Origin of the sequence: Yoonia sp. (assembly GCF_030731595.1) — a bacterium.
GTDB lineage: Bacteria > Pseudomonadota > Alphaproteobacteria > Rhodobacterales > Rhodobacteraceae > Yoonia.
Genome location: NZ_JANQTS010000082.1, coordinates 134456 through 158943, shown reverse-complemented (window position 1 = coordinate 158943; position 24488 = coordinate 134456). Strand labels below are relative to the sequence as shown.

At 58.9% G+C, this 24488-nt stretch carries 20 protein-coding genes; 12 read left to right on the top strand and 8 right to left on the bottom strand.

The genetic code is table 11. The features are described from left to right. The first annotated feature begins 1 nt into the window (after nt 1). Nucleotides 2-1186, top strand: a complete 1185-nt coding sequence (locus NWQ23_RS09645) for a glycerate kinase (RefSeq protein WP_306166083.1) — start codon at nt 2-4, stop codon at nt 1184-1186. On the opposite strand, the gene NWQ23_RS09640 is transcribed toward NWQ23_RS09645, so the two are convergent. Further along, nucleotides 1183-2436, bottom strand: coding sequence for a cytochrome-c peroxidase (locus NWQ23_RS09640; protein WP_306166102.1), 1254 nt, complete (start codon nt 2434-2436; stop codon nt 1183-1185). The two genes, NWQ23_RS09645 and NWQ23_RS09640, sit on opposite strands and share 4 nt — an antisense overlap. A gap of 84 nt (nt 2437-2520) precedes the next feature. On the opposite strand from NWQ23_RS09640, the gene NWQ23_RS09635 reads away from it, so the two are divergent. The 3 genes from NWQ23_RS09635 (at nt 2521) to NWQ23_RS09625 (ending at nt 5549) form a co-directional block, all read left to right on the top strand. Then, nucleotides 2521-2970 (top strand): tetratricopeptide repeat protein, encoded by a 450-nt coding sequence (locus NWQ23_RS09635; protein ID WP_306166082.1) that lies wholly within the window; start codon nt 2521-2523, stop codon nt 2968-2970. Nucleotides 2971-3717: 747 nt separating this feature from the next. Next, a complete protein-coding gene (locus tag NWQ23_RS09630) occupies nt 3718-4953 on the top strand; it encodes a PqqD family peptide modification chaperone (RefSeq protein ID WP_306166081.1) in 1236 nt (411 codons plus the stop codon). Continuing rightward, nucleotides 4950-5549, top strand: coding sequence for a PepSY domain-containing protein (locus NWQ23_RS09625; RefSeq protein WP_306166080.1), 600 nt, complete (start codon nt 4950-4952; stop codon nt 5547-5549). Before NWQ23_RS09630 ends, NWQ23_RS09625 begins: the two co-directional genes overlap by 4 nt. Nucleotides 5550-5617: 68 nt before the next feature. On the opposite strand, the gene dctP is transcribed toward NWQ23_RS09625, so the two are convergent. The 6 genes from dctP to NWQ23_RS09595 form a co-directional block, all read right to left on the bottom strand. Beyond that, nucleotides 5618-6682: a TRAP transporter substrate-binding protein DctP gene (gene dctP / locus NWQ23_RS09620; RefSeq protein ID WP_306166079.1), complete on the bottom strand. Its 1065-nt coding sequence runs from the start codon at nt 6680-6682 to the stop codon at nt 5618-5620. A 24-nt stretch (nt 6683-6706) separates the two neighbouring features. Next, complete coding sequence (locus tag NWQ23_RS09615) at nt 6707-8278, bottom strand: TRAP transporter large permease (RefSeq protein ID WP_306166078.1); 1572 nt, start codon at nt 8276-8278, stop codon at nt 6707-6709. After that, entirely contained in the window at nt 8278-8874 is a 597-nt protein-coding gene (locus tag NWQ23_RS09610) for a TRAP transporter small permease (RefSeq protein ID WP_306166077.1), read from the bottom strand. The genes NWQ23_RS09615 and NWQ23_RS09610 overlap by 1 nt, the downstream gene beginning before the upstream one ends. A gap of 109 nt (nt 8875-8983) precedes the next feature. After that, entirely contained in the window at nt 8984-9487 is a 504-nt protein-coding gene (locus NWQ23_RS09605; protein ID WP_306166076.1) for a flavin reductase family protein, read from the bottom strand. Then, nucleotides 9487-10377, bottom strand: coding sequence for an aldo/keto reductase family oxidoreductase (locus NWQ23_RS09600; RefSeq protein WP_306166075.1), 891 nt, complete (start codon nt 10375-10377; stop codon nt 9487-9489). The genes NWQ23_RS09605 and NWQ23_RS09600 overlap by 1 nt, the downstream gene beginning before the upstream one ends. Continuing rightward, nucleotides 10377-11534 carry an LLM class flavin-dependent oxidoreductase gene (locus tag NWQ23_RS09595; RefSeq protein WP_306166074.1) on the bottom strand — a complete coding sequence of 386 codons (1158 nt, stop codon included), beginning with the start codon at nt 11532-11534 and terminating at the stop codon, nt 10377-10379. Before NWQ23_RS09595 ends, NWQ23_RS09600 begins: the two co-directional genes overlap by 1 nt. A 104-nt stretch (nt 11535-11638) precedes the next feature. Here NWQ23_RS09595 and NWQ23_RS09590 point away from each other — a divergent pair, with 104 nt between their 5' ends. Together NWQ23_RS09590 and NWQ23_RS09585 are read left to right on the top strand one after the other, a co-directional pair. Then, a complete protein-coding gene (locus NWQ23_RS09590; RefSeq protein WP_306166073.1) occupies nt 11639-12346 on the top strand; it encodes a GntR family transcriptional regulator in 708 nt (235 codons plus the stop codon). A gap of 5 nt (nt 12347-12351) precedes the next feature. Then, nucleotides 12352-13440: a Gfo/Idh/MocA family protein gene (locus NWQ23_RS09585; protein WP_306166072.1), complete on the top strand. Its 1089-nt coding sequence runs from the start codon at nt 12352-12354 to the stop codon at nt 13438-13440. Here the strand turns inward: NWQ23_RS09585 and NWQ23_RS09580 are convergent. Beyond that, the gene (locus tag NWQ23_RS09580; RefSeq protein WP_306166071.1) at nt 13437-13700 is read right to left on the bottom strand and encodes a hypothetical protein; all 264 of its coding nucleotides are present in this window, start codon (nt 13698-13700) and stop codon (nt 13437-13439) included. The genes NWQ23_RS09585 and NWQ23_RS09580 overlap by 4 nt on opposite strands. A 206-nt stretch (nt 13701-13906) precedes the next feature. On the opposite strand from NWQ23_RS09580, the gene glgB reads away from it, so the two are divergent. The 6 genes from glgB to NWQ23_RS09550 are packed head-to-tail and all read left to right on the top strand — an operon-like array spanning nt 13907 to nt 24477. Then, nucleotides 13907-16123: a 1,4-alpha-glucan branching protein GlgB gene (gene glgB, locus NWQ23_RS09575; protein ID WP_306166070.1), complete on the top strand. Its 2217-nt coding sequence runs from the start codon at nt 13907-13909 to the stop codon at nt 16121-16123. Nucleotides 16124-16148: 25 nt separating this feature from the next. Beyond that, complete coding sequence (gene glgC, locus NWQ23_RS09570; protein WP_306166069.1) at nt 16149-17405, top strand: glucose-1-phosphate adenylyltransferase; 1257 nt, start codon at nt 16149-16151, stop codon at nt 17403-17405. Next, complete coding sequence (glgA, locus tag NWQ23_RS09565) at nt 17402-18826, top strand: glycogen synthase GlgA (protein ID WP_306166068.1); 1425 nt, start codon at nt 17402-17404, stop codon at nt 18824-18826. The genes glgC and glgA overlap by 4 nt, the downstream gene beginning before the upstream one ends. A gap of 2 nt (nt 18827-18828) precedes the next feature. After that, nucleotides 18829-20904, top strand: coding sequence for a glycogen debranching protein GlgX (gene glgX, locus NWQ23_RS09560; RefSeq protein ID WP_306166067.1), 2076 nt, complete (start codon nt 18829-18831; stop codon nt 20902-20904). A gap of 52 nt (nt 20905-20956) precedes the next feature. After that, nucleotides 20957-22588 carry an alpha-D-glucose phosphate-specific phosphoglucomutase gene (locus tag NWQ23_RS09555; protein WP_306166066.1) on the top strand — a complete coding sequence of 544 codons (1632 nt, stop codon included), beginning with the start codon at nt 20957-20959 and terminating at the stop codon, nt 22586-22588. A gap of 14 nt (nt 22589-22602) precedes the next feature. After that, nucleotides 22603-24477, top strand: coding sequence for an amylosucrase (locus tag NWQ23_RS09550; protein WP_306166065.1), 1875 nt, complete (start codon nt 22603-22605; stop codon nt 24475-24477). Nucleotides 24478-24488: the final 11 nt, after the last annotated feature.

Genomic DNA, 24488 nt, shown 5'->3' with positions numbered 1-24488 from the left:
GATGGATGCGCAAAGGGCGGAAGCCCGCAGAATTTTTCAAGCCGGCGTCGATGCCGCCGATCCTTTCGTGGCGGTGGCGGGGGTGTTGGACCGTGTGCCTGCACCTGCACTGATCATCGCTGTCGGCAAGGCTGCGCGCCTGATGGCCAAGGCCGCTCTGGCACGGTTTGCGGGCGTGCCTTGTCTGGTCGTGACGAATTATGAAAACGCGCAGGCCCTTGAAGGGGCAGAGGTCATGGCTGCGGGGCATCCCGTCCCCGATGCAAAAGGGGCTGCCGCTGCACAGGCGGTGATCGCCGCACTCACGCAGACACATGGGCCGGTGCTTGCCTTGATCTCGGGCGGGGGGTCGGCCTTGCTGCCTGCTCCGGCCGGGGCGCTGACCCTTGACGATAAGGCCGCGGTCAATGCCCTGCTTTTGGGGGCGGGGCTGGATATCACCGCGATGAACCTGATCCGCCAGCAGCTTTCTGCCCTTAAGGGCGGTGGTCTGTTGCGGCATGCGGCCCCGCACCATGTGACCGCGCTGATCCTGTCGGATGTGATTGGTGACGATCTGGCCACGATTGCCAGCGGGCCGACCGTTGGCCCATTGGGGACGGCGCAGGATGCAATCGCGCTCCTCAAGCAAGCAGATCTTTGGTTTCAGGTACCCGACAGCGTGCGCGTGCACTTGCAGGCGGCAGGGTCACCGCCAGCGGTGCCGGATGCCACGAATATTCTGGTGGGATCAAACGCCAAAAGCGTTGCCGCTATGGCGCAGGCCGCCCCATCGGCCCATGTGATCGCAACGCCGATAGAGGGCGATGTCGCCCAAGCGGCCCGGCTGATCTGTGATCATGCAGGGCCCGGGATCACGGTCTGGGGCGGTGAAACCACGGTTCTATTGCGCGGCACCGGGCGAGGCGGGCGCAATCAGGAACTGGCGTTGCGGATCGCGCAAGAGGCGGGCCAGCGCGGGTGGACCGATTGGGTCTGTTTGCAAGGCGGCAGCGACGGTCGTGACGGGCCAACAGACGCAGCGGGCGGGCTGGTCGATCAGGGCACGTTGGGGCGGATCAGCGATGTCGAGGGGCTGCTGGCCAATAACGACAGCTATGCGGCCTTGGCGCAGGCGGGCGATTTGCTGGTTACCGGGGCGACGGGCACCAATGTGGCCGACCTTGGCGTGATGATCCGGCGCTAGTCGACGGGCAGACCGCTGGGAACGTGATCGGGCCGCCCAAGCGGGCGGGTCAGGGCCGTCTCTCCGGTCAGCGCGTTCAGGAAGGCGACAAGATCGGCAATGTCAGTTTCCGAGATTGTCATCGCGGGCAAATCCTGCACTGCGGCTTGCCGCGCCATTTCTGGCCTGTCGGCGCGGATCGCAAAATCCACCGCTGCGAGCCAAGGGACAACAGGCAAGCCAGCCATCTGGGGTGTCCAGGCCAAACGCGCGGCGTCGGGGTCGGCTTTATGACGGATCATTGCCGCGAGCGTCGGATAGGCTCCGTTGTGCCCATAGGGGGCGGTCAGCGCCACATTGCGCAGCGAAGGGGTCCGGAACTTATAGGCATCTTCCAGTAGATTCGTTTCACCCATGCGCCCCACATCGCGCGGAATCGGGTCCCATTGGCGGGTTCGGCCCGGTCCGAAAGCGGGTAGGGCGATGGCGTGAAAGTCCTGATCGGTGAACAGGGGGCCGGAATGGCAGGATGCGCAGCCGATGCTAAAGAAGAGCTGGCGGCCCCGTTCGGCATCATCGGGCAGGGGCGTGCCTGCCAGCCAATTGTCATAGGGGCTGTCGTAGGATTGCCATTCGCTGGCAATGAATGCCCCCAATGCGTTGCCAATTTCCACGATCGTCACATCGGCGGGTTCTTCTATATGATCAAAGGCTTGCACGAACATCGCGCCATACTCAGGGATCGTCCGCACGCGCTTGGCGATGATCGGCCATGCCACATCAATCCGGTCGTGGGTCGCCCCTGCGATCTCGTTCTCGCGCGGGTTTCCGGCCATCTCGAACTGCGCGACCATCGGGAAAAGCGCCTGTGCCGCCAAAAGGGTATCAAGGCCCTGGGGCAGCCATTCCTCGGCAGGGGAATCAAAGCCGTTGCCGTAAAGATCGGACACTGACAGGCGTCCGTCGTGAAAGAGCACGCGCACGGAATTATGGCCCAGATTCCATAGGCTTGGCGCGTTGCGCGGGATGCGTTTGCGGATCTGGTCGGGGCCGATCCCTGCTGTGCGGTCCGGCCCCACACCCATGCCGCCTTCGCCGATCCCCAGCGAAAGCCCGTCGCCGCCAGCATGATCGTGATGATGACAGGTCCCGCAAGAGATATTCCGGTTTCCTGACAGTATCTTATCATAGAAAAGCAATTGCCCGATGCGGGCTTGATCAGGGTCGACCGGGATGTAATCCTCGGGCGAAACAACCTGTGCGGTGGCCAGATTGGCCCCGAAGACCAGCCCGAGGAATGCCGCATGTATCGCGTCAAGAAAGCGTCCAGAACCTGTAGATACATCTGTGCCGCGATGCTGCTTTTGGCCGCGCCCGCGCAGGCCGATATGGAAGAGGCGCGCGATCTGATGGAGGCGGGCGCATTCGCCGAGGCCCGTGCGATGTTCGAAGTCTTTGCCCGATCCGGCAATGCCGAAGCCGAAGAACTGATCGGCGTCATGTATGCCCTTGGCCTCGGGGTCGACCGCGACGACGAGCGGGCCTTTGACTGGTATCTGCGTGCGTCGATGAAAGGGCATCCGGGGGCGCAATCTGGTTTGGGCTGGTACTACGAAGTCGGGCGCGGCATTCCTGCGCCAGATATGGTCAGAGCCTACCTTTGGTATGCTTTGTCGGCAATAGGCGGGGACCCTGACGCGCTTGATTCGCTGGAGTTGATTACGCCGCGGTTGACAGCCCAAGAACGGGCGCGGGCCGAGGTTCTGGTGGATGATTACCGGGTCTGGATGTATCCGTTCCGGTAAAAAGAAAAGTCTGGAAGGCGATTTTCTTTCATGTTCGGCTGGATCGGCAGATCATGTGAAAAGACCTGCACGACCCATAAAATAGCCAATAAATCAGGATTCTTGTGGCGAAAACAGGCGTATAACTAAAGTTTATATGGCTCCGATAAACTAAATCCGTATTGCGCGGTTCAAAATTCTTGGGCCATCGTCGGATCATCAGCTATCGCCACCCACTCACGACCACTCACACAAAGTAGAATGCTGACCTAGTTTGAAACCAACACGCCTCAATGAGGATCAAAGATCCAAGAACACAAGAAAAGGAAAGTTCATGACTGACAAAACGCCAAACGATCTGTCTCGCCGCAAGCTGTTGGCCCGTATCGGCGCACTTGCAACTGCTGCCTATGCAGTGCCAGCCTTCACGACGATGTCCATGGCGCATGCCTCCAGCGGGGCGTCGGCTGCTTCTTCAAATAGCGCACCAAGCCGTCAAAGCGCACCAAGCCGTCAAAGCGCGCCAAGCCCTCAAAGCGCGCCAAGCCCTCAAAGTGCCGCAAGCAAGGCAAGTTCGCCTAGCCGGTCATCTGGCCCAAGTGGCCCTAATTCCTGCGCTGCAACCGGCGGCGTCTGGAACGGCACGAGCTGCGACAATCCAACCTAGCGCTGGATGGTCTACGCCAAGAACTGCGATGACTTTCATCCGTTCAATCTGTGAACTCTGTGACGCGGCCTCCCACCAGAGGTCGCGTCACGGTGGTTGATGTGCCTGTACATCTGTTGGCCTTTGACGGGCTGGACGCGCCCTTGCAGGTTTCTGATCCACAGATCGTGCGGCCCTTGCTTGATCCGGTGATGGCGGCTTGGCCGTTCAAAGAAATCTCTGCCGCACAACCGCAGTCCAGACCGCCCTTTGCAACAATCGGCCCTATTGATGATCAAAGTTGGCGTCTGTTGGCACCGCTCGCAGCAAGCCCCGTTGCCCACCACGATCCGGTAGACGCGATCTGCGATCTTGTGGTCGAGATGTCATGGGAGCGCTTGCGCAGTCGGCCTGATCTGCTGTGTCTCCATGCGGCGGCCATCGGGTTTGGCGATCACTTGGTGATCTTCCCAAATGCGCGAAGGGCAGGAAAGAGCCTTTTGACCGCGACACTGGCCAAACTGGGTCATGCGGTCTTTTCGGACGATTTCGTGCCTGTGGCGGTCGAGGCCGGAACTATCTATGGCCTCGCCAATGGCATCGCACCGCGCTTGCGGCTGCCACTGCCGCCGAACCTGCCGATAGAACTCAGTAACTGGATTGCCGCAGGCATAGACCCTGCCAATAAAAGATATGGGTATCTGACCGGCATAGACCTGCCTTTGTCCGGCACGAAAGCCCCTATCGGCGCAGTTGTTCTACTTGACCGGGAAGAGGGGCGCACGGCCTCCGCCTTACTTGAACCTGTTTCCGACGATGATGCGATTGCGGCCCTCGTGATCCAGAACTTTGGCCGTCAGGTGCATGCAGGCGCAATCCTGTCAGTGATTGCGGCCATCGCCACCTCTGTTCCAGTCTACCGTTTGGTCTATGACGATGTGGCTGACGCCGCAGCACTTTTGCACGACAGCCCGCATTTGGCCCGCTTGTCTGCGGCGACACTGTCGTCTGATGACCATCCTTCGACCGACCGGCCGGCACCTCTGCCGGACGCGCTAGACGATCAAACCGCAGCATTTGATCCCGGTCTGCGCTATGGCAGGGTGCCCGGATTTGTCGAGGTGCAGACCCAGGCAGCGCTCTATCTTGCGGATGCGCAGGGCCGGTCGATCCATCGGTTCAATGCGGTTTCGGGCGTGATCTGGATGCTCTTGCAGGATCCAATGCGCCCAGATGATCTGGCGGATGCGATGCAAGAGGTGTTTGCAGACGTTCCGCGCGCGCGTCTGCAAGAGGACGTATTGCAAGCCATGACGTTCTTGTGGCAACAGAATTTGATTGTGGAGGCCCCGAAATGACAAAAGCCCAAACCCTCAAGACCCTGCGCAGCCTGCATGGCTGGCTGGGGTTTCTGTTGCTGCCGTGGATTATTGCGATTGGCGCAACCGGCTTCTATCTCAACCACGCGCGGACTGTGCTGAACTGGATCGAGCCAGAAAACTTCGAAGAGAGCACCCTGGCGGATTGGCCCGGCGCGGGGCCTTTGGATAGCGACGCAGCGGCTGTCATCGCCGCGCAGTATTGGCCCGAAGAGCCGCTGCCAGAACCAACGTGGGAGAGCTATCACGGCTTTGATGCCTACCAGTTCGAACGCCCCTCTGGCGATGTGATCGTGGCCCAACAGACCGGGCATTACTATGTGAAGTCGGATTTCAGGCGCACCACCTATGCCCCCGATGGCACAAAGGTCCACAGCAAGATTTACTGGAGCACGGTCTTCAAGCGCATTCATACGCGGGGGTGGCTGGACAGTCGCTTTGCGACCTGGCTGGCCGATATTACAGCGATCTCCATGATGCTTTTCGGGCTGACGGGCCTTGTGCTGTTCTGGATCCCGCGCGTGCGCCGCTTCAAGCGGGCATTGGGTTTTGGTGGCGGGCCGCAATCGCAATAAAGTCGACCGACAATGACAAAAGGGCCGCCCCGACGGGACGGCCCTTTCGCGTTCTGGCCTGATCGGTCCTAGTTCAGGTCGCTGGCATAGTCAGCGGCCAGTTGGGCCTCGACTTCTGCTGTCGCTGCAATCAGCGCGTCCAGCATTTCAGACCCGCCTTCGACGTTTTCGCGGAACCATGCGTTCACTGGTTCGGCTGCTGCGGCGAATGCGGCTTTCTCTTCTGGTGATGGGACGTAGATATCGCCGCCCCCTGCAACGAAGGCTTCATAGGCTTCGATCGACTTGCGCTTTGGTGAGGCGAAAGTCGCCTGCTGAAGTGCAGAGAAGCCGTCGACGACAACACGGCGCAGGTCTTCTGGCATCGCCAAGAAGTTGTTGTTGTTCATCCACCACAGCGCGCCCATGTAGGAGTGCCCGTCAAGTGTCAGGTACTGCAGGCCCGCATCAGGGAACTTCATGCCCATGATGTCGGTGATGCCGTTTGCGGTGCCTTCAACAACGCCGGTTTGCAGCGATGTGAACAGCTCTGGCCACGGGATCGGTGTCGCAGAGGCACCCATGGCTTCGACCAGTTGCACAGGCAGATCGGCCACAACGGTGCGCAGTTTCAGGCCTGCCATATCGGCGGGGGTCGTCACGCGGCGTTCGGTGTTGGCAAAGTTGCGCCAGCCGCCGGTGTTGCCCACGGTCATCAGGCGGATCGTGCCATCGCTGTCTTCCAGCGCTTTGTCACGCATGATCCGGACGAAATCGCCGGACAGCACAGCTTCGGCCACGCGGTCGGATGACATCAGGTAGGGCAGGTCGAGCACTTGCACATAAGGGAAAATGCCAGCCGCACCGCCCGAGGTGGAAATATAGACGTCGATGGAACCTTCGGAAACGCCCTCAAGGCATTCCGCACCGGTCGCACAAAGCTGTGTGCCGATGAAAAGCTCGACCGCGATGCGCCCGTTCGAGGCCGCTTCGACATAGTTTTTAAAGACGACCAGACCGTCATAGTCTTCGTCGTTCTCGTTTGAGTTGGCGGTCGCACGGATCGTGAATTCCGTGTGGCCTCCAGCCCATGCAGCGAATGGTGTCGCCAGCAGTGCGGCCGTGGCCGCGGCTTTCGTGAGGTGTTTCAGCATTAGTCTCTCTCCCTTTTGATGCTGTTAGTTGATGCCCGGTGGTGGGCTAATGCAAGCGCTGAACCCGACTTCTGGGCCGCAGCCCAAGAAACCTGCAAGGTAAGGCACTGTCATGGAAATGGCGGGGATATAGGTGATCAGGAAGATCACCAGCACCTCGACCGCGAGGAATGGCAGGATCGCTTTGGCAATGGTTTCGACCCGCTCGCCCGAGACCGTACTGGCCACGAATAGCACAAGCCCCATGGGTGGCGTCGCCAGCCCCACGGTCAGGTTGACGCTCATGATGATCGCGAAATGCACGGGGTGCACGCCAAGGTCGACAAAGATCGGCCCCAGAATCGGGCCAAGGATGATGATCGCGGGCCCTGCATCAAGGAACATGCCCACGATAAAGAGCAGAAGGTTGATGAGGAACAGCAGGACAAGCGGATTTTCCGACAGCGACAGGATATAGTCGCTCAGGATCTGCGGTGCGTATGACAAGGATACGACAGTCTTGAACGCAACCGCCGCACCGACCAGCAACAGGACGGCTGACGTGGCCAATGCCGATTTGGTCAGAACCTGCCCCAGATCGCGCAGTTTCATCGACCGCAACACAAAGAAGCTGACGATCAGCGCATAGGCGACGGCGACGGCAGAGGCCTCTGTGGGGGTGAAGACCCCGACCAGAATACCGCCCAGAATAATGATGGGCGTTTGCAAAGGTGCCACGGCCTTTTTGCAGACCATGCGAAAATCCTGGCTGACCCGCTTGCGGTAGCCCATCAGCATGAAATGCGCAGCGATCAGCAAGGCTGCAAAGACGATCCAGAGGTTCAGGTTGTGAACCTTGTCCCCGGCTTCATTGATTGACGCGAGGCCCACAGACGTGGCCGCACCCGCGTAGATCGCCATGAGCAGGCCCGCCAGATTGAGCCGCACCAGCGCGAAGCTGACCCAGTATTCAACCGGTGTAATCGTCTGGTTCTTGGTGACGATCCGTTCGGCCTTGGGCAGGTCATAGCGGTCGGCCATCAGCCGGACCATGATCATGAGGCCCACGCCAACCATAATCCCCGGCACGATGCCGGCAAGGAACAGGGACGCCACGCTTTCACCCATGACATAGGCGTAGATGATCATGATGCCCGAAGGCGGAATGATCGGCCCGATGACGGACGAGGCGGCTGTGATTGCTGCGGCAAAGCGGCGGGTATAGCCGTTTTTCTCCATCGCGGGGATCATGGTGGACCCGATGGCCGAGGTATCAGCCACAGCAGACCCCGAAAGGCCCGCGAAGAGCATCGAGGACAGGATATTCACATGGGCCAGACCGCCGCGCAGGTGGCCCATGAAGGCTTGGGCGAATTCCACCAGCCGCAGGGTGATCCCGCCGCGGTTCATGATCTCGCCTGCCAGCATGAAGAAAGGCAGAGCCATCAGCGGAAAGCTGTCCATGCCATTGTAAAGGTTACGGTAAAGGCCCGCGACAACATTGCGGTTATCACCTTCGAGCATGATCAGGGCGAAAGGCGAAGCCAGCAGCGCAAAGACAACGGGCAGGCCGATCATGATCAGGACAAGGAAGAGGGGAAGGAACCAAAGCAGCATTATTCGGCTCCTGCGAAATCATCGGCGCCGAGCGGCTTGAGCCGGTCACCCTGGCCCACCAGTTTGATGACCTGACGCAAGATCAGTTCGACATTGACCAAGATCAGCAAGTTCACCCCGACCCAAAGCGAGGCATATTGATAGTTGTTCTGGAACTTGTTGCCGCATTTGCCGATCTCGATCCCGAAAGGCCAGCGCAGGGACGAAGAACAACCGCGCCCCGAAAGCGTATCGACGTGGTTGTTCAACCCGCGCTCCCATGCGACGACAAGAACCCAGAGGGCGATCATCAACAACAGAAGCGTCAAAAGTCCGGACACAACGCGGGGCAGGGCGCGTTCCAGCATGTCGATGGAGACGAAACCGCCCATCCGGAATGCAAGAGGCGCCATCAGGCCCGCCATCCAGAGCATGCCAAAGCGTGCTCCTTCCTCGGTCCAATTGGGGGCGTCGTTCAGCACATAGCGGAAAAACACCTGACCGAGGATCAGGGCGACCATGACGGCCAGCGCCGTCACCGCGATCAGCTTGCCGATGGCAAGGATCACGGTATTGAACCGTTCAAGCGGCCATAAAAGGCCAAACAGGACCGACATCGGCTCCTCCCCTGTTTATGCGGGCTTTTCGCCCTGATGGTTTGGGGCGCTGCCCCCTTGTCCGTTCCGGACAATTCCCCCGGGATATTTAGGCTCGGAAGAATGCAAATTATTGTTCCGTGAAGGCTCCGTATTTGCCTGCGTGAAAGACCAGTGGTTCGCCGCCACGGTGGTGTGCTTTGGTGACGCGCCCCACGACGATCACGTGGTCGCCCGCATCATGGGTGGCTTCGAGGTTACATTCGAAAGTGGCCAGCGCCCCTTCGATGATCGGCATGCCGCAATGGGACAGATGGGTCGGCACGTCCTTGATCGCGGTTTTGGATTTGATGATCGCTGCACAGATATCGCGTTGATCAGCGGCCAGCACATGCACGGCAAAGCGTCGCGAGCCTGCGAAATGTTCAAACCGCTTGGATGATTTCGCGGGCGACCAGAGCACCAAAGGCGGGTCCAGCGAAACGCTGGCAAAGCTGTTGGCGACGATGGCAACCGGCCCTTCGGGGCTATCGGTCGTCACGACTGTGACGCCCGTCACGAAAGTGCCAAGTGCGCCGCGAAAGCTGTCGCTGTCGGTGCTGGGGTCGAATGTCGCGATGGTGCCTGCGTCCATTATGGTACCTCTTTGCCGAGTGCGGCGGTATAGAGTTCGAACCAGGTCTGCCGGTCCATCTTGACTTTCAAAGCGTCAGAGAGCGCCTTGATCCGATTGATATTATTGGTTCCCATCACCGGCATGATATTGGCCGGATGGGCCAGCAGCCAAGCCACGGCGACGGCACTTTGGTCAACGCCGTTTTCCGCGGCGACTTTTGCCAAGGCGTCCTGCACCGCGCCGGTGCCGGTCATCATGCTACCTCCGCCCAAGGGCGACCATGCCATGATGGGGACATTGCGTTCTTGCAGATAGGCCACATCGCCATTGGTAAAGCCCTGATGTGCCGTGACCGAGAGTTCGATCTGGTTGGTGATCAGCGGTGTTTTCATCGCCGATTGCAGCAGCGTCCAGTCATGCAGTTTGAAGTTGGACACACCGACAGAGCGCACCTTGCCCGCGGCCACAACCTCGTCCAAGGCAGCCCCGGTTTCATGGTGATCCATCATCGGGTCGGGCCGGTGCACCAGCAGCGTGTCGATCTTGTCGATGTTCATCAGCCGCAGCGAATGATCGACGGATGCCAGAATATGCGCGCGGCTGGTGTCATAGTATTTCACGCGCGCGTTGGCATAGCGCCCCACAGGCGCGACGATATCGCATTTCGTCACGATCTCGATCTGGTCTTTCAGCGCGGGCGCGGCTTTGAGTGCGTTCCCCAAAACCTCTTCCGCCGCATATCCGCCGTAGATGTCCGCCTGATCCATTGTCGTGATCCCCTGCGCAAGGCAGGCTTCGATCTTGGCTTGGACATGCGCGACAGAGGTGTCGCTGTCATCGCCCAGCCGCCACATGCCATAGACGATGCGGCTGAAAGACAGGTCATTTGTGATCTTGATACGGTTCATTAGCGGCGTGGTCCTGTGCCCAATGGCGTAGCTGGTGTTTCGGTTGGCACACGCCCGTAGGCATGTGGCAGCGAGCAGGTCTTCAGGTGCGGCATGACGCGGGTTCCAAAATGTTCGGCCTCGTCGATATGCGGGTAGCCCGAGAAGATGAAAGCACGGATGCCCATCTTTTGATAGGCCTCGATTTTGGTCATGATCTGGTCGGTTGACCCGACAAGGGCGGCCCCGCACCCAGAGCGGGCGCGCCCCACACCGGTCCAGAGGCCGGGTTCGGTATACCCGAATTTATCCGCCAGTTCGCGCGCACGCGATTGATGCGCTACCCCAAGGCTGATGCTGTCGTGGGCGCGGTCGCGGATCAGTTTGCCGTATTCGTCATCCAGCTTGGAGGCGATGTAATCGGCGTATTCCTTGGCCTCGGCCTCGGTGTCGCGCACGATCATATGGACCCGCAACCCGTAGTCCAGCGTGCGTCCATGCGCTGCGGCCCGTGCATGCACGTCCTTCATCCGCTGTTCCAGCATATCGGTGGTTTCGGGCCACATCAGATAGACATCACACTGCGCCCCGCAAAGCTCTAGCGCGTCCGGTGAATAGCCCCCGAAGTACAAAAGCGGGCCGCCATTTTGCTGATAGGGCCGCGCGGGATCGGTGGTCAGTTTCGAGATCTGGTAGATGTCCCCGTCATAGCTGACCTCGTCCTGGGTCCAGCATTTGCGCAGGATTTCCACAACCTCGTGGCTGCGCTTGTAACGGAAACTGCTTTCGGCGACTTCGCCTGGAAAATCGGAACTGATCACGTTCAGTGTCAGCCGCCCTTTGAGCATGTGATCCAGCGTCGCAATGGTGCGGGCCAACATGATGGGTTGCACTTCGCCACAGCGGATCGCAGCAAGGAAATTGATCTTTTCGGTGAGCGGCGCCATGCCTGCGACGAACGACAGCGTGTCTTGCCCGACCTGGTAAGAGGAAGGGGCGAGGATATTGCGGAACCCCTGCTTTTCGGCGGTCAGTGCGATGTCGCGGCAATGCTCCCATGAGGATCGCAGGTCACCGTCGGGCACGCCCAAGAACTGGTAGTCATCAGAACAGAGCGCGGAAAACCAAGAGACTTCAGCGGCGTCCAGATCGGCGCTCGTGACGGGCACGATGGTCATTGATTCTCCTCCCCAGGCTCTTGTCTTTGCACTTGCCTAGCACGCAATTTTGTGTGCAACAATAGTGTATCAATTTTCATGTGTGAGCCAGGGGAGGGGTCGCCATGGCGAAAACCTCGACCTTGCCGAAGTTCATTCAGCTCAGCGAGATGCTGATCCGCGAGATTGCGGCCGGGCATCTGGTGGACGGGTCGCGCTTGCCGCCTGAACGGGATATGGCGGATGATCTGGGCGTCGCGGTCGGCACATTGCGCAAGGCGCTGGCGGACGTCGAAGCCAAGGGGCTTTTGGACCGTGTGCAAGGGTCGGGCAATTATGTGCGGCACCGGCCAGCGGTCGATTCCGTCTATGCTTTCTTTCGTCTGGAACTGTTGAAAGGTGGCGGTTTGCCCACGGCCAAGGTGCTGTCGGTAGAGCGGCTACCCAAGCCTGACACTTTTGCGAAATTGGGTGGCGCGCCACAGGGGCATCGCATCCGGCGGTTGCGGTCTTTGGACGGCATCCTGATCGCCTTGGAAGAAATCTGGCTGGATGGCGGGCAGCGTGATGTCATCGCGGTCTCTGATCTGTCGGATTCGCTTTATCACTTCTACCGCCACGAATTGGGACTGGTGATTGCCTCTGTCGAGGATCGCATTGGCGTCGCTGTGATGCCGGATTGGACACCTGCGGCGTTCCATCTGAACGCCGGGGATACGGTGGGGTATATCGAGCGGGTCAGCTGGACCGCCGCCAAGCACCCTGCCGAATTTTCGCGCACTTGGTATGACGCCAAGCGCGCCACTTACATCTCGCGTATGGGAAAAGGTTAAACAACGTGGATACGGTAAACTACGGCCTGATTGGCTGCGGCATGATGGCCCGCGAACATATTTCTAATATCAATCTGCTGCCGCAGGGCCGCGTGTCGGTGGTTTATGACCCTGTTCCGGAACTGGCAGAGGCCGCAGCGACCCTTGCAGGGGATGCCCATGTCGCGGCATCGCTGCAAGACCTGCTTGCTTATCCAACACTTGATGCCGTGGTTATTGTCAGCCCCAATTATCTGCACGTGCCACAGTTGCAGCAGATCGCGGCCACGCGCCCGATGCCGATCCTGTGCGAAAAGCCGCTTTATACCGATCCGGCGGATGCAGCCGTTCTGGAAAAGCTTTTTGCGGATTATCCGCACCCTGTCTGGGTCGCGATGGAATACCGCTATATGCCTCCTGTGGCTGCACTGATTGCACAGGCCGAACATGCGACGGGCGGGGTCAAGATGCTGACGATCCGCGAGCACCGCTTTCCGTTTCTGCCGAAGGTCGGGGACTGGAACCGGTTCAATGCCAAAACCGGCGGCACACTGGTCGAGAAATGCTGCCATTTCTTTGATCTGATGCGGTTGATCATGCAGGACGAACCTATCCGTGTGATGGCAAGTGCGGGACAGACGCTGAACCATATGGACGAAAGCTATGACGGGATGACCCCTGATATCTGGGACAACGGCTATGTCATTGTGGATTTCGCCAACGGGGCGCGTGCCATGCTGGAACTATGCATGTTTGCGGAAGGGTCGAAGTATCAAGAAGAGATCAGCGCCGTAGGTCCAAACGGCAAGATCGAAGCGCTGGTGCCCGGCCCGGGACGGTTTTGGCCCCAGCTTTTGGGCGATCCACCTGTGCCACAGCTGATCATCAGCCCACGCGCACCCAAGGGGCCGTTTGTGTCGGAAATTCCGGTTGATCCGACGCTGCTGGCTGCGGGCGATCACAATGGATCAACCTTCTACCAGCACCAGCGGTTCAACGCGGTGGTGCGCGGCGAGGGCGCCGTCGAGGTCACCTTGGCCGATGGGGCCAAGGCGGTTGCGATGGGTATGGCCGCGCAGGAAAGCGCGCGGACCGGGCAGGCGGTCAGCCTTTAGCCGTTGGCCTGTGAGGCCAGAACGACATCGCGGCAATCCGCCCCGGCGCAAGTCACCATCGCAGCCGGAACATGGATGGCCCCGATGTCGGTGATCACGACATATTGGTTATCTTCGAAACCGGCGAAGTCACCGGAGATGGTGAGGTCATGGTCCGCGAAGGTCAGTGCGATTTCACTGGCACTGACGGTTGAAGCTGACAAAAAAAGGATGCCTGTTGCTATTGCCGCACTGGCAAAGCGGTTTGTGTGATAAAACATGATACTTGCTACTCAAAAAACGTCTACATTTATTGGCTAGCAGGGGATCGCGCGAAACATAAGAGAATTGAAACCTGTCCTTTCCAAAAAGACAGGGATTCGGTGCATTTGCGTCTTCGTGTTGACGGGACCTATCTGCCCATGTTCAAGTTGGGTTCGCATGAAGGGGCAGCGCGGCCCCACGTCCTGGGTTTTGGAACATTTGGATGGATCAAGAAAACATCGGGCAATCTCGACAAAACCCGTTGCCGGACTTTCTGTCGTTTCATGACGTAGAGGCGCTCAACAACGGCACCCATCACGCCCCGTTTGATGTTCTGGGTCCGCACAAAGTGGGCAACCGCCGGTGGATCGTCACATTCCAGCCTGATGCTGTAGCGGTCATCGCCACGGTTGCGGGAAAGCAGACCGCACTGCCGCGCGTTCATGGCGCTGTCTTTGCAGGCCCCGTGTCTGGAAAATCCTATACACTGACCATGCGCTACGCAGACGGGGCTGACTTTACCACCCATGATCCCTTTGCCTTTGATCCGGTCCTGACGGCATTCGACGAATATCTTGTAGGTGAAGGCACACATAAAGAACTTTGGCGCGTGCTTGGCGCCCATGTCACCACCCATCAAAAGGTGGACGGGGTGCATTTTGCGGTCTGGGCACCAAATGCGCGTCGGGTGAGCGTGGTGGGCGGGTTCAACAACTGGGACGGGCGCCGGCATCCGATGCGCCGCGCCGGTCAAACCGGCGTTTGGGAAGTATTCCTGCCGCAGGTTGGCGAGGGCGCACTTTATAAATACGAAATTGTCGGGGCGGATGGCCATGTGGCGCTCAAGGCCGACCCGCTTGGCTTCGGATCGCAGCATCCGCCGGAAAAAGCCTCGATCGTGCGCGATATCCTTGGGTATGGCTGGAAAGACGAAAGCTGGATGAAGGCGCGTGCCGCGCGTGCGGATCGTGCCAGCCCCATCTCGATCTACGAGGTACATCTGGGCTCATGGCGGCGGCGCTATGACGATGGCGGGCGGCCGCTGAGCTATAAAGAGCTTGCGCGCGATCTGGTGTCCTATGTCAAATTCATGGGCTTCACCCATATCGAATTGCTGCCGGTCTCCGAATTTCCCTTTGACGGCTCATGGGGCTATCAGCCTGTCGGGCTTTACGCGCCCACAATCCGGTTCGGTCCGCCCCATGAATTCCGCGATCTGGTCGAGGCGGCGCATGCGGCAGAGATCGGCGTCTTGCTGGATTGGGTGCCGGGGCATTTTCCGACCGATGCGCATGGGCTTGCAAAGTTTGATGGTACAGCGCTTTACGAACATGCCGATCCGCGTGAAGGGTTTCATCAGGACTGGAACACGCTGATCTATAATTACGGGCGCCGCGAGGTGAAAAACTACCTTGTCGCCAATGCGCTTTACTGGATGGAGGAATACCATCTGGACGGGTTGCGCGTCGATGCGGTGGCCTCGATGCTTTACCGCGACTATTCGCGCAACGACGGCGAATGGGTGCCCAACAAGGACGGCGGGCGCGAGAATTACGAGGCGATTGCCTTTCTGCAGGAAATGAACATTGCGGTCTACGGTGCAGACCCCAGCATCATGACGGTGGCGGAGGAAAGCACGTCTTTTCCTGCGGTGTCACAGCCTGTGCACATGGGCGGGCTTGGCTTTGGCTACAAGTGGAACATGGGCTGGATGAACGATACGCTGCGCTACATGGAAAAAGACCCGATCTATCGCCAGCACGACCACCACCTGATGACCTTCCCGATTGACTGGGCCTTTACCGAGAATTTCATCCTGCCGATCAGCCATGACGAGGTCGTCCACGGCAAAGGGTCGATGATCGACAAGATGCCGGGGACCGACTGGGAAAAATTCGCCAATCTGCGCGCCTATTATGCCTTTATGTGGGCGCATCCGGGCAAGAAACTGCTGTTTATGGGCTGTGAATTCGCCCAGCCCGAAGAATGGAACCATAATGCCGAACTGAATTGGGGGGCCGCAGAGCAGCCCGCCAACAAAGGCGTGCAGCAATTGGTGCGGGACCTCAACGCGCTTTATCGCGCCACACCCGCGCTGCATGTCAACGATTGCCTGCCAGAGGGCTTTGCGTGGCTCAGCAATGACCCAGCCCAATCAACGATAGCCTTTGCTCGCTATGGCGCGGCAGGCGATGCGCCGGTGGTCGTGGTCTGCAACTTTACACCGGTGGAGCGTCTGAATTTCCGGGTTGGCGTGCCGGAGCAAGGCTTCTGGGAGGAAGTGCTGAACACAGACGCCGCCATATACGGCGGCGGAAACCGTGGTAATCTGGGTGGAGGAGAGGCTGCAGATCTGGCCGCTGATGGTCATGCGCAATCCGTCACCCTGACCTTGCCACCATTGTCGGTCGTGGTCTTGCGGCTGCGGGAAAGAAGATAAGATGGACAGGGATGGAGGAACAAGAATGCCAACAAAGCGTCTGACGCAAAGATCGATGGTTTTCGTGCTGGCGGGCGGCAGGGGGAGCCGCTTGCAAGAGCTGACTGACCGGCGCGTGAAGCCTGCGGTGCCCTTTGGCGGAAAAGGACGGATCATTGATTTCGCCCTGTCGAATGCGCTGAATTCCGGCATCCGCAAGATGGCGATCGCCACTCAGTACAAGGCCCATAGCCTGATCCGCCACGTGCAACGCGGCTGGAACTTTTTCGGGGCAGAGCGCAACGAATTTCTGGATGTGCTGCCTGCCTCGCAGCGGGGCGGGACGGAAAGCTGGTACAAAGGGACGGCGGATGCGGTCACGCAGAATATCGACATCGTGGACAGCTATGGTGTCGATTATGTGATCATCCTTGCCGGCGACCACATCTACAAGATGGACTATGAAATCATGCTGCGCCAGCATGTGGAATCGGGCGCCGATGTCACTGTCGGGTGCCTGACTGTCCCACGGATGGAGGCCACGGCCTTTGGTGTGATGGACACGGACAAGGACGGGCGGATTACCAGCTTTCTGGAAAAGCCCAGCGACCCGCCGGGGATGCCCGAAGATCCCACCAAAGCTTTGGCCTCGATGGGGATTTACGTCTTTGACTGGAAATTCCTACGCGATCTTTTGCAAAGGGATGCGGAAAACCCCAATTCGAGCAATGATTTCGGCAATGATCTGATCCCCGATATTGTCAAACACGGCAAGGCGATGGCGCACCGCTTTGATGACAGCTGCGTGCGCGTCGAAGGGGCTCCGGCCTATTGGAAAGATGTGGGAACGGTTGATGCCTTCTGGCAGGCGCATATTGATCTGACCAACTTTACGCCGGAACTGGACCTTTGGGATCGCAACTGGCCGATCTGGACATATAATCAAAGCGTCCCGCCTGCGAAATTCATCCATGATGAACGCGACAGGCGCGGGATGGCGATTTCTTCGATGGTCTCGGGTGGCTGCATTATTTCCGGCACCGAAGTGCGTAATTCGGTCCTGTTCACGAATGTGCATACCAATTCCTACGCCGTGCTGGATCATGCCGTTCTTTTGCCAAGTGTCGTCGTGCATCGCTCTGCGCGGTTGCGGCAGGTGGTGATTGATGGCGGCGCTGTTATCCCCGAAGGTCTTGTCGTGGGCGAGGACCCCACCGAGGATGCCAAGTGGTTCCGCGTCACCGAACGCGGCACGACGCTGATTACCCAAGATATGCTGAACAAACGAGCCGCCAGCCTATGACGCAAACCCTCTTTGTCGTGTCCGAATGTGCGCCCCTGATCAAAACGGGGGGGCTGGCTGATGTCGCCGGAGCCTTGCCCGGCGCATTGGCGGACTATGGCGATGAGGTGCGCACATTGCTGCCGGGCTACCGCGCTGTCATGGGTAAACTGGGCAAGACCAAGGTGGTTGAAAAATTCCCTGATCTTTTCGGCGGGCCTGCGAGACTGCTGGCTTGCGCTGTCGCGGGCCTTGATCTTTTGGTGCTGGATGCGCCGCATCTTTATGATCGGGACGGTGGCATCTATGTCGATGCGGCGGGCCGTGACTGGCCCGACAATCCGGAACGGTTTGCGGCGCTTTGTTATGTCGCGGCCACAATTGCAGTATCGGGGGCCGGTGGCTGGCGGCCGGACATCGTGCATGGCCACGACTGGCAAGCGGGGCTGACGCCGGAATATATGCAGGCGCTGGGCGCGACGGTCCCTTTTGTCTTTACCATCCATAACATCGCCTTTCACGGCAATCTGCCCGCAGACAGGCTGGGCGCCCTACGGTTGGACCCCGCGCGCTTTACCGCAGATCATTTCGAATTCTGGGGGCAGATTTCCGCGCTGAAAGCGGGGCTGACAGGGGCGGCCAAGATCACCACGGTTTCGCGGACCTATGCAGAGGAATTGCTGACGCCGGAGTTCGGCATGGGGATGGATGGTGTCTTGCGCTACCGCCAGTCTGATCTGGTCGGGATCGTGAACGGGATCGACGAAGGCATCTGGAACCCCGCAACCGACCCTGACATCACACCTTACAAGAGCGCTGCCGGAAAGGCCGCGAACAAGAAAGCGCTGCAAAAGATATTCGGACTGGGCCAATCCGAAGGGCCGCTGTGCGTGCTGGTATCGCGCCTGACCGAGCAAAAGGGCATTGATCTGTTGCTAGGTGCCTTGCCCGAGCTTTTGGACCGTGGCGGGCAACTGGCGCTTTTGGGTTCGGGCGATCCGCGCCTTGAAGTGGCTCTGCATGAAGCGGCGGCAGGCCATCCAAACGTGTCAGTCAAGATCGGTTATGACGAAGCCCTTTCGCACCAGATGGTCGCGGGTGGCGATGCCATTCTGGTGCCTTCGCGGTTCGAACCTTGTGGTCTGACCCAGCTATATGGGTTGCGCTATGGCACGCTGCCGCTGGTGGCGCTGACCGGTGGCTTGGCCGATACGGTGATCAATGCATCACCTGCATCATTGGCCAGCGGTGTTGCGACGGGCGTGCAGTTCTTTCCGGTGACCACCCAAGCGCTTGGCAATGCCTTCGTGCGGCTTTGCGATCTTTATGCGGATCAAAAGACCTGGAAAACGATGCAGCGCAATGCGATGAAGCAGCCGGTGGGGTGGGAAACATCCGCTGCTGACTACCACGCGATCTATGCATCCTTGACCGAGGCCTGACAGTGACGCTTGCCAACTTTGCAATTCGCCCCGGACGGCCATCCCCGCTTGGCGCCACGGTTGACGAAGGCGGGGTCAATTTCGCAGTCTTTTCGCGCCATGCCACAAAGGTGATGTTGTGTCTGTTCGACGAGGACGGCCACGAACACCAGGTGATACGGCTGCCGGAACGCGAAGGGCATGTCTGGCATGGCTATTTCCCGGGGATGAAAGCAGGCCAGCAGTACGGCTTTCGCATGGACGGACCCTATAAGCCAGAAGAGGGCCATCGGTTCAATCCTTACAAGTTGCTGATCGACCCCTATGCCAAGCGTCTGACCGGTCATCCAGAATGGAATGATGCGCTGTTCAGTTACAAACCGCGTCACAAGGACAAGGACCTGAGCTTTAACAATGCCGATAGCGCGCCTTACATGCCACGATCCGTCGTTGTTGACCCGACGTTTGCCTGGAGCGATACGGACAGGCCGCGCCACACGCTTGAAAACTCGGTGATCTACGAGGCCCATGTCAAAGGGCTGACAGCAGGGCGGGCGGATATTCCCAATGCTGGCAGCTATCTTGCCATGGCGTCTGATCCGATCCTTGAACATCTGAACAATCTGGGTGTGACAGCGGTGGAACTGCTGCCCGTACAAGCCTTTCTGAACGAGAAATTCCTGCTGGATCGCGGGCTGACGAATTACTGGGGCTATATGACCTATGGGTTCTTTGCCCCCGACCCGCGCTATATGCAAGGCTCTGATATTGCAGAGTTTCAGCAGATGGTGCAGCGGTTTCACAGCGCGGGCATCGAGGTCATTCTTGATGTCGTCTACAACCACACCGCTGAAGGCTCCGAGATGGGGCCGACGCTGATGTTTCGCGGGCTTGATAACGCGAGCTATTACCGTCTGGCGGATGATCCACGCTATTACATCGACGATTCAGGTTGCGGCAATACGCTGGATTTCGAAAACCCCTTTGTCATCCGACTTGTCATGGACAGCCTGCGCTATTGGGTCGAGGTGATGCATGTGGACGGGTTCCGGTTTGATCTGTGCTCGTCTTTGGGGCGCACGCGGTACGGGTTTGAACGGGACGGGCCGTTTTTCCGCGCGATTGGCCAAGACCCGGTCTTGAACAGTGTCAAACTGATTGCAGAGCCTTGGGACATCGGCCCCGGCGGGTATCAGTTGGGAGCCTATCCTGCACCCTTTGCGGAATGGAACGACAAATACCGCGACCAGACCCGACAGTTCTGGCGCGGGGATCGGGGCAAGGTGGCGGATATGGCTGCGCGGATCAGTGGATCGGCGCAATTCTTTGACCACGAGGGGCGGTCTGCCACGTCATCGCTGAATTTCCTCACGGCCCATGACGGGTTCACGTTGCATGACACAGTCAGCTATTGGAACAAACAGAACCTCGCCAATGGCGAAGGGAACCGCGACGGGCATTCCAACAATTACTCTGACAATATGGGTGTCGAGGGGCCGACGGATAATCCTGCAATTATTGCTGCGCGCATCCGGCGCAAACGCAACATGATGGCGACTCTGATGTTGTCGCAAGGCACGCCGATGATTCTTGCGGGGGATGAGCTGAGCAATTCGCAAGGCGGCAATAACAACGCCTATTGTCAGGACAATGAAATCGGCTGGGTGACATGGCCGGATGAAGAAGACCCGTTCTTTACCTTCTGCCAGCAGGCCATCGCCTTTCGCAAGATGCACCCGCTGTTGCGGCAAAAACGGTTCTTGCATTCGCGCCAGCGCCTGCTGGACGGAGAGCCGGATTTGTTCTGGCGGCAGGTGAACGGTGAACCGATGCGGCAGGAAGACTGGGACAACCCCGATCTGCGCACGCTGATTGCCGAAATGCGCATGGCTTCGGGTACGCCGGAATATGTGCAGCGCGAGGGGGCGTTGCTTGTGGTTCTCAACAGGGGGGCGGAACTTGAGATCACACCGCCCGCATTACCCGCTGGGGAACAGTGGGTGCGCCGGTTTGATACCAGTCAGGAGGATGCCATTGCGGTCACGCAGGGCATGCAGGTTGCTGCAAACGCCGTCGTCGTGTTCTCGCACGAAAAGTAAAGGAATGCGCAGCACTTGCGCAGTTTGAAAGTCACAAGGAGGAGGAAAAGCGATGCCCATGCAGATCGTACGGACAAGCCCGATTGAGGGCCAAAAGCCCGGGACCAGCGGGTTGCGCAAGAAGACATCCGTTTTCAAACGCCCCCATTTTCTGGAAAACTACGTGCAGTCCACCTTTAACGGGATTGGCGGCGTGCGGGGCAAAGTGCTCGTGATTGGCGGGGACGGCCGCTATTTTAACGATGACGCGATTCAGGTGATTTTGCGCATGGCGGCGGCCAATGAGGCGGCGCGCTGTATTGTCGGGCAAGGCGGCATCATGTCCACGCCTGCTGTCTCGCACCTTATTCGCAAGCGCAAGGCGGATGGCGGCTTGATCCTGTCAGCCAGTCATAACCCCGGCGGTCCTGATGCCGACTTTGGTCTCAAGTACAACGGGCCCAATGGCGGGCCTGCGACGGAAACCGTGACGGACAAGATCTTTGCCAATACCCGGGACATCGACCTTTACAAGATCACTGCGGCTACGCCTGTTGATATTGATACCTTGGGTCTGCGCCGCCACGAAGGGATGGAGGTCGAGGTCGTCGACTCGGTCGCCGATTATGCCGCACTGATGCAAACACTGTTTGATTTCGACAAGATACGCGCGCTTTTCGCGGGTGGTTTTACCATGCGGTTTGACGCGATGCATGCGGTCACCGGCCCTTACGCCCATGCGATCCTTGAAGGCCGTCTGGGTGCGGCCAAAGGCACCGTCGTAAACGGCAAGCCAAGCCCTGATTTCGGTGGTGGTCACCCTGACCCCAATCCGATCTGGGCCAAAGACCTGATGGATACGATGTACGGGCCTTTGGCACCCGATTTTGGCGCGGCCTCGGACGGGGACGGGGACCGCAACATGATCGTGGGGCGTAACACCTACGTCACCCCTTCGGACAGTCTTGCAGTGCTGACCGCCCATGCCCATCTTGCGCCGGCCTACAAGGACGGGCTGAAAGGGGTGGCGCGGTCGATGCCCACATCGCGCGCGGTGGACCGTGTCGCCGACAGCCTGGGGATTGCCTGTTATGAAACCCCCACAGGCTGGAAATTTTTTGGCAACCTGTTGGATGCGGGCAAAGCCACGCTGTGTGGTGAAGAAAGTGCGGGAACCGGTTCGGATCACGTGCGCGAAAAAGACGGGCTTTGGGCGGTCCTGCTCTGGCTGAACATTCTTGCCGAAACAGGAAAATCGGTTGCGGAACTGATGGCGGATTTTTGGGCGAGCTACGGGCGCTGCTATTATTCGCGCCACGATTACGAAGAGGTCGAGAGCGACAAGGCCAACGCGATGATGGATGCCTTGCGTGCCAAACTGCCCACACTTGCAGGGACGCAGGTCAGCGGTCTGACGGTCGAGGCGGCGGATGAATTTGCCTATGACGATCCGGTCGATGGGTCGCGGTCAACGGGCCAAGGGCTCAGGATCGCCTTCGCAGGTGACGCGCGTGCGGTGTTCCGTCTGTCCGGCACAGGGACCGCGGGCGCCACGATCCGGCTGTATCTGGAGCAGCTTGAAACCGCCGCCGATAAGCTTCAGATGTCGCCCGAAGAAGCGCTGGAGAACGTGCGCGGCGCGGCGATGATCCTGTCGGACCTGACTGCGCTGACCGGTCGGACAGAACCGGATGTTATTACATAAATTACGACAGATAAATGACAGAAATAAAAGACATATTCGATCTAAGGCTCAAGCGGAGCGCCGATGATCTCTGGCCTATGCTGGAACAGCTTTACGGGGCGCATCCCGACTATCAGGCAATGCGCAACGACCTGCTGGACGAGATGCGCCGCGCATGGAAAGCGCGCTCGGCAGACCTCAAGAACCTCGATCTTGAACGCGATCTGGAACCGGACTGGTTTCAGCGACCCGATATGCTGGGCTATGTTTTCTACATTGATCGTTTTGCTGGTGATCTTCAGGGCGTTCATGACAAGCTGGATTATCTTGAAAGCCTTGGGGTTAATTACGTTCACCTGATGCCCTGTCTGAAACCGCGCCCCGGTGACAGTGACGGCGGGTATTCGGTGATGGATTACCGCCGGATCAACCCCGCACTTGGGTCCATGAAAGACCTCTCGGCGCTCGCAAAGGCCCTGCGCCGGCGCAAGATCTCGCTTTGTGTGGACATGGTGCTCAACCATACCGCCAAAGAACATGAATGGGCAGTCAAGGCGCGCAAGGGCGACCAGGCGTATCAGGATATGTACTGGTTCTTTGACGATGACAGCACGCCAAAGGCCTATGAAAAAACCCTGATCGAGATTTTCCCTGACAATGCCCCGGGCAGTTTTACCCATTACGATGATATCGACAAATGGGTCTGGACAACCTTCAACGAACATCAGTGGGATCTGAACTGGTCCAACCCACGGGTGTTTCTGGAAATCGCGAAAATCATGCTGTTTCTGGCCAACCGCGGGGTCAATGTCTTGCGGCTGGATGCTGTGGCGTTCATGTGGAAACGCATGGGCACGCGCTGCCAGTCAGAGCCCGAGGTCCATGTGATCCTGCGCGCCCTGCGCGCGGTCACGCGCATTTGCGCCGCCAGTGTCCTGCATCTGGAAGAGGCGATTGTCGGCCCTGCCGAGATGCTGACCTATTTCGGGCGCGGTGAACATGACGGGCGCGAGGGCAATCTTGCCTATCATAACAATCTGATGGTCCAGTATTGGAGTGCGCTTGCCACCCGAAATACGCAGCTCATGACCCATGTCTTGCGCACGCATTTCCCCGAAAACCTGACCAATGCCACCTATGCCACCTATATCCGCTGCCACGATGATATCGGCTGGGCCATCACCGATGAGGATGCGGGCGCGCTGGGCTTTTCAGGTGGTGCGCATCGCGCCTACCTGTCGGATTTCTACGAGGGCACGTTTGACGGGACCTTTGCGCGCGGTGCGCTGTTTCAGGAAAACGCGGCCACAGGCGACAAACGCATATCCGGCACCTTTGCGTCCCTTGCAGGGTTGGAGCGCGCGCTGGAAGACACCGACCCTGTGCAAGTCGATCTGGCCGTGCAGCGTATCTTGCTTGGGAATGCCTTGATCGCCTCCTACGGGGGCGTCCCGCTGATCTACATGGGCGACGAGATCGCGCTGACCAATGATGACAGCTACCTATCCGTACCGGACTTTGCCCATGACAGCAGATGGACCCATCGGCCCTTTATGGATTGGGACCGTGTTGCGGCGGCTCAGGAAAACCCCGCTTCGCCTCAGGGGCGTGTTTTTGCAGGCACCCGCCACATCTATGCGCGCCGCAAAGCGACCTATCAATTGCACGGCGGCTATGCCTGCCGCGTGCGCGATGCGCAGAACCCCGCGATCTTCGCGTTTCAACGCATTGCACCCGCAGGCATCCTTCTGTGCCTTTTCAATTTCACCGAAGACTGGCAAAATCTGGCTGGTCAGTGGCTCCGCGATCAGGGCGTTGCGCATTTTCACGATGCGTTGTCAGATAGGCCGGTAGAATTGACAGACGATACTTTTGCCCTGCCGCCTTACGGGCGCGTTTGGCTGACCTAAACGAGACAAGG